At 76.4% G+C, this 4,984-nt stretch carries 5 protein-coding genes and 1 pseudogene; 1 reads left to right on the forward strand and 5 read right to left on the reverse strand.

Translation table 11 applies throughout. From position 1 onward, the window contains the following. Nucleotides 1-81: 81 nt before the first annotated feature. Nucleotides 82-981, forward strand: coding sequence for a LysR family transcriptional regulator substrate-binding protein (locus tag GTR00_RS14430; protein ID WP_166612303.1), 900 nt, complete (start codon nucleotides 82-84; stop codon nucleotides 979-981). 46 nt (nucleotides 982-1,027) lie between these two features. Here GTR00_RS14430 and argG read toward each other — a convergent pair whose 3' ends face one another. The 5 genes and pseudogenes from argG to GTR00_RS14455 form a co-directional block, all read right to left on the reverse strand. Then, complete coding sequence (argG, locus tag GTR00_RS14435; RefSeq protein ID WP_166612304.1) at nucleotides 1,028-2,476, reverse strand: argininosuccinate synthase; 1,449 nt, start codon at nucleotides 2,474-2,476, stop codon at nucleotides 1,028-1,030. 55 nt (nucleotides 2,477-2,531) lie between these two features. Beyond that, nucleotides 2,532-2,747: pseudogene (locus GTR00_RS14440) on the reverse strand (response regulator); the annotation flags it as partial. 175 nt (nucleotides 2,748-2,922) lie between these two features. Further along, nucleotides 2,923-3,399, reverse strand: a complete 477-nt coding sequence (locus GTR00_RS14445; protein ID WP_166612306.1) for a hypothetical protein — start codon at nucleotides 3,397-3,399, stop codon at nucleotides 2,923-2,925. 74 nt (nucleotides 3,400-3,473) lie between these two features. Further along, nucleotides 3,474-4,586: an SDR family oxidoreductase gene (locus GTR00_RS14450; RefSeq protein WP_166612307.1), complete on the reverse strand. Its 1,113-nt coding sequence runs from the start codon at nucleotides 4,584-4,586 to the stop codon at nucleotides 3,474-3,476. Nucleotides 4,587-4,629: 43 nt separating this feature from the next. Beyond that, on the reverse strand, nucleotides 4,630-4,869 hold the full coding sequence (locus tag GTR00_RS14455) for a hypothetical protein (RefSeq protein WP_166612308.1): 240 nt from the start codon (nucleotides 4,867-4,869) through the stop codon (nucleotides 4,630-4,632). Nucleotides 4,870-4,984: the final 115 nt, after the last annotated feature.

The following is a 4,984-nucleotide window of genomic DNA, read 5'->3' on the forward strand; positions in this document are numbered from 1 at the left end:
GGTGCTCACCGGCCGATCGTGCGGGCGGCGGACCGTTCAGACCAGGGGCCAGTTCGTGAAGCGGCCCTTTAGCATCGCTTCATGGACGTCCGGCAGCTGCGGATGCTGCGCGAGCTGGCCGAGCGCGGCTCGCTCAGCGCCGCGGCCGCGGCCCTGCACCTGAGCCCCTCGGCCGTCTCCCAGCAGCTGGCCGCCCTGCAGCGCGCCGCGCCGGTGCCGCTGACCGAGAAGCGCGGCCGGCGCCTGGCGCTGACCGCGGCCGGGCAGGCGCTGGCCGAGGCCGCCGTGGACGTCGCCGCCGCCCTCGACCGCGCCGAGCGCGCCGTGCAGGAGCACCTGGAGTCCCCCGCCGCCCCGGTGGCCGTGTGCGCCTTCCACAGCGCTGCGCGGGCCTGGTTCCCCCCGCTGCTGGAGGCGGTGGCCGCCGCCGGCGGCCCGCCGCTGCGCTGCAGCGACCACGACGTGGCCCAGGACGACTTCCCCCGCCTCGTCGCCGACCACGACCTCGTGGTCGCCCACCGCCCGAGCAGCGGCCCGCCGTGGCCGCGGCGCACCGTGCGGGTCGTGCCGCTGCTCAGCGAGCCGATGCTCGTGGCCCACTCCGCGCAGCACCCGCTGGCGCGCTCGCGCACGCTGCGGGTGGCCGACGTCGCCGACCAGCCCTGGATCGGCGTGCACGAGGGCTACCCGCTGGCCGGCGCCCTGCAGGCCGTGGCCGTGGCCGCCGGGCGCCCGCTGGAGGTGGTGCACCGCATCAACGAGTTCTTCGTCGCCGCCGCCGTCGTCGCCACCGGCCGGGCGGTCGCGCTGCTGCCCGCGCACACCACCCACCCCGACCCGCGCCTGGTGCTGCGCCCGCTGGAGGACCTCGACGTGCGGCGCAGCATCGACGTGCTGTGCCGCCCGGAGGCCCTGCACCGCCGCTCCGTGCGCCAGGTGCTGGACCTGCTGCACGCCGTGGCCGCGCCCCCGGCCGCCTGAGGGGCCGGGGGCGCGGCCACGGGGCGGCCCGGGCGCGGGGGTCCGGTCAGTCGGTGCCGGACTCCATCGCGGCGCGGTCCAGCAGCGCCTCGTCCGCGGAGACCCGCCCGCGCGAGGCGATGGCCTCCGCGCCGCCCTCGTCCATCGCGCCGATCAGGCCGGTGGAGGCCGCCTGCGCCGCGCCCACCAGCGCCGGCTGCGAGTCGCCGACCAGGCCGATGCGGGCGTACTGCTCCAGGCGGGCGCGGGAGTCGGCGATGTCGAGGTTGCGCATCGTCAGCTGCCCGATGCGGTCCACCGGGCCGAACGCGGAGTCCTCGGTGCGCTCCATGGACAGCTTGTCGGGGTGGTAGCTGAACGAGGGGCCGGTGGTGTCGAGGATCGAGTAGTCCTCGCCGCGGCGCAGCCGCAGCGTCACCTCGCCGCTGATCGCCATGCCCACCCAGCGCTGCAGCGACTCGCGCAGCATCAGCGCCTGCGGGTCCAGCCAGCGGCCCTCGTACATCAGGCGGCCCAGGCGCCGGCCCTCGTTGTGGTAGCTGGCGACGGTGTCCTCGTTGTGGATCGCGTTGACGAGGCGCTCGTAGGCGGCGTGCAGCAGCGCCATGCCCGGCGCCTCGTAGATGCCGCGGCTCTTGGCCTCGATGATGCGGTTCTCGATCTGGTCGGACATGCCCAGCCCGTGCCGCCCGCCGACGGCGTTGGCCTCCAGCACCAGGTCCACCGCGGAGTCGAACCTGCGCCCGTCGATCGAGACGGGGCGGCCCTGCTCGAAGCCGATGGTGACGTCCTCGGTGGCGATCTCCACCTCGGGGTCCCAGAACCGCACGCCCATGATGGGCTCGACGAGCTCGACGCTGGCGTCCAGGTGCTCCAGCCGCTTGGCCTCGTGGGTGGCGCCCCAGATGTTGGCGTCGGTGGAGTACGCCTTCTCGGTGCTGGCGCGGTACGGCAGCTCTCGCGCCTGCAGCCACTCCGACATCTCCTTGCGCCCGCCCAGCTCGCTGACGAAGCGGGCGTCCAGCCACGGCTTGTAGATGCGCAGGGCGGGGTTGGCCAGCAGGCCGTAGCGGTAGAACCGCTCGATGTCGTTGCCCTTGAAGGTGGAGCCGTCGCCCCAGATCTGCACGTCGTCGGCGAGCATCGCGCGCACCAGCAGGGTGCCGGTGACGGCGCGGCCCAGCGGGGTGGTGTTGAAGTAGCTGCGCCCGCCGGAGCGGATGTGGAAGGCGCCGCAGGTCAGCGCCGCCAGGCCCTCCTCCACGAGCGCGGCCTTGCCGTCGACGAGGCGGGCGACCTCGGCGCCGTAGTCCTTCGCGCGCTCGGGCACGGAGGCGATGTCGGGCTCGTCGTACTGCCCGATGTCGGCGGTGTAGGTGCACGGCACCGCCCCGTTCTCGCGCATCCACGCGACCGCCACGGAGGTGTCCAGGCCGCCGGAGAAGGCGATGCCGACGCGTTCACCGGCGGGCAGGGAGGTGAGGACCTTCGACATGCGGAAGAGTATGCACCATCCTGGATGGTCATTCAATGCGCTGGTCGGCGGCGGGTCCCACGAGCCCCGCGTCGCGCGCCACCAGCACCAGCTCGTCCAGGTCGAACGTCGTCAGCACCAGCACCGCCGTGCCCCGCGCCACCACCTGCGCGGTCGCGGCGATCCCGTCCGTGCCGGGCATCCGCAGGTCCACCACCACCACGTCCGGCTCCAGCGCCCGGCACCGCGCCACCGCCGCCGCGCCGTCGGCCGCCTCCCCGACCACCCGCACCCGCCACCGGCGCCCTGCTGCTGGGCCACTGCCTGGTCGTGGTGGCGCCGGCCCTGGTGCTGCTGGCGCTGCGCGCGCTGGCCGCCGCGCGACGCGGTCTCCGGGCTCGGCGGGTTCGGCGGCGTGCGCGACGCCCTGGCCGCGCCGGCGTGACGCGCCGGGTCGGCGCGCCCGGTCAGCGCCGCGGCGGCGCCGACAGCGCCGGCCAGCCGATCGGGGAGGTGGCGTGGTGCACGACGTGGACGTGCTGGACCACGTGCACGTGGTGCATCACGTGCCCGCTGACCTCCACCCGCACCGGCGCGCCCGCGGAGGAGCCGGACAGGGCGCGCCGGGCCACCTCCACCGCCAGGCGCGCGGCCACGGTCACCGCCACCGTCGAGGCGCTGACCACGACGGGGTTGCGCGCCAGCTGCGGCAGGGTGCGGCGCAGGGCGAGCGCCCGCTGCCGCCACGGCTGCGCCACCGCGGTGCCCGCGTGCGGCAGGGGCAGGCGCTGCGCGAGGGGCGGCTGCACGAGGGGGGCCTCCTCGAGGGGGACCTCCTCGAGGGGGCTCTGCCCGGAGGGGCTCTGCTCGAGGGGGGCCTCGTCGACCGGTCCCCCCGGCGCGTGCTGGTCCGCGGTCCCGCCCTCACCCGGTGCCTGGTTCATGCACCGATGGTGCGCGCCGCGCGGCCCGCGGTCCACCCTCCGGCGCGCGCGGGTCACGCCGGGTCCCCCGGGGCTCAGCGGAACGCCGGGACCACCCTGCGCTCCACCAGCCGGTCGACGAGCTCGCAGAAGCGCTCCACGCTGTCCAGGCACTCGCCGAACCCGGCGCGGCGCACCTTCACGGTGCTGGAGACGTTGTCGAAGCCGGAGTGGAACAGGAAGTCCCCGAACGGCCAGCCGACGAGGCGCTCGTACGGCGTGGGCACCAGGCCGTGCTCGTCCACCAGGCGCCGCCAGGTGCCCTCGTGCAGCGGCATCACCGAGGTCAGGGAGAAGTCCTGCGGCTCGTCGTGCTCCATCCCCAGGTGCCGGGCGATCGCGGCGTAGGCGTGCACCCAGCGGAACTGGTCGCCGTTGGTGACGTTGAAGACCTCCCCGTCCGCGGCCGGCGTCGACCCGGCCCACACGGTGGCCCGGGCCAGCAGCTCCGCGTCGGTGACCTGGTACAGGGCCTCGCCGGCGGCGCGCGAGCCGGGGAAGCGCAGCGGCACCCCCAGGGCGCGGCTGATCGCGGCGTGCACGGCGACCACCATGAGGATGTTCATGGGGTTGCCGGTGGCGTACCCGACGACGCCCTCCGGGCGCAGCACCGTCAGGCCGAACCCGCGCCGGTCCGCCTCGGCGCGCAGCAGGTCCTCCTGCGCGTAGTAGAAGTTCGGCACGAGCAGGCGCGGGTCGCTCTCGCGCGCGGGGGTCTTGAACCCCGGCAGGTGCGCGCCGTACGCCTTGCCGCCCTGGTACAGCGTCACGTGCCGCAGCGGCGCGCCGTCCAGGGCGTCCAGGGTGTGGCGCAGCAGCGCGGTGTTGTCCCGCACCTGCTGCAGCTCGTCGCCGCGCTCGACGTACGCGGCGAACACCAGGTGGGTGGTGTCGCGCGCCGCCGCCAGGCCCTCGCGGGCGCCGTCGGCGCTGGACAGGTCCGCCGTCAGCGCCCGCCACGGCACCCCGGGCTGCTCGCGGCGGGCCGCGCCGCGCACCGTCCAGCCGGGCAGGCGGGCGTACTCGGCGGCGGCGTGGGCGCCGATGACCCCGGCCGACCCGGCGACCAGGGCCGTGCCGGGGGAGGCGGCCGCGGCGGCGGTGGGGTCGGGTCCGCCCTGCGGGCCGGTGGTGGGCGTGTCGGTCACGGTGCTCCTCGGGCGGTGCGGGCGGTGCGGGCGGTGCGGGTCGTCAGGAGCCGGGCTCGTGGAACCGCGGGGTGAGCGGGTCCGCCCCGGCGTCCCCGGCGTCCCGGGCGCCGGCGGGCAGGGGTGCGTCGTCGTGCACGGCCGCCACCGCCTCCGGCGTCTCCTCCACCGCCGCGCCCTCGGGCTCGTCGGTGGGGTCGGGGAACGGCGCGGGCCCGGGCTCGCCCGGTTCGCCCTCGTCGTTGCCGGTGGCCATCGCGCTGTCCAGCTCGGGCTCGCTCACCGCAGGACCTCCTGTGCTCGTCTCTGCCCGGCGCCGTACCCGCCCCGGCGCGGCGGCAAACGGGGGGCCGGCGCGCCGGGGCGGGTACGGCGCCGGGCAGAGACGAGCACAGGAG

This window comes from Kineococcus indalonis (genome assembly GCF_009906395.1).
In the GTDB taxonomy this organism is placed as follows: Bacteria; Actinomycetota; Actinomycetes; order Actinomycetales; family Kineococcaceae; genus Kineococcus; species Kineococcus indalonis.